The sequence below is a fragment of the Thiolapillus sp. genome (assembly GCF_048562965.1).
GTDB classification, from domain to species: domain Bacteria; phylum Pseudomonadota; class Gammaproteobacteria; order Chromatiales; family Chromatiaceae; genus Thiolapillus; species Thiolapillus brandeum_A.
This window is the reverse complement of record NZ_JBHNMF010001671.1, coordinates 1-520: the sequence shown is the minus strand read 5'-3', so window position 1 is coordinate 520 and position 520 is coordinate 1. Positions and strand designations below refer to the sequence as shown.

The window sequence follows — 520 nt, the reverse complement described above, 5'->3', positions numbered from 1 at the left end:
AAAACCACTAAAAATCTCAAAAAATAGTTGACATAGCAAGGCGCGGCCTCTCAGAAGAGAAATCAACACAAACTTCTGGAGGCCGCTATGGACGCGAAAGGATATAGCCGTATCCCCCGCTGCCAGCCATGGAGAGCGAAGCGAAGGCTGGTAGACCCCAGTAGCCGCGAGGCCGCACTGTTTTCCCGGCGTGCCTTGCGCCAGAGGGAAAACAAAGTAGGCCTCCGAACGCGGCGTCCAGTCATATGGGAGCCAAGTACGGAGCAGCAACGAGCTTGCGAAGTTGTTGCGTAGTGCTTGGTGACCAGGACGGCTGGGGCACAAATAGGTTGTCAAAGGCCGAGTCGATTTTGGGGACTGGGATGTCCCAAAATCTATCACGAGGCCGAAGACACGCTTGCGCGAACTGTGTTATTGGATAACATTTTTGGCAGAAGCGCTACCCCTGAGATCCGTGGGTACCTTCATTGAATTGTTGATCGGGGCGATGCTCACCCCAGCAGGCTTTGTAACCGAAGCC

1 protein-coding gene is annotated in these 520 nt (G+C 54.2%); it reads right to left on the bottom strand.

All coding sequences use genetic code 11. The features are described 5' to 3' along the window. On the bottom strand, window positions 1-381 hold a 381-nt coding region (locus ACOCD2_RS26140; RefSeq protein ID WP_294079026.1), incomplete at its 3' end, for a hypothetical protein. Between the last annotated feature and the right edge of the window lie 139 nt (window positions 382-520).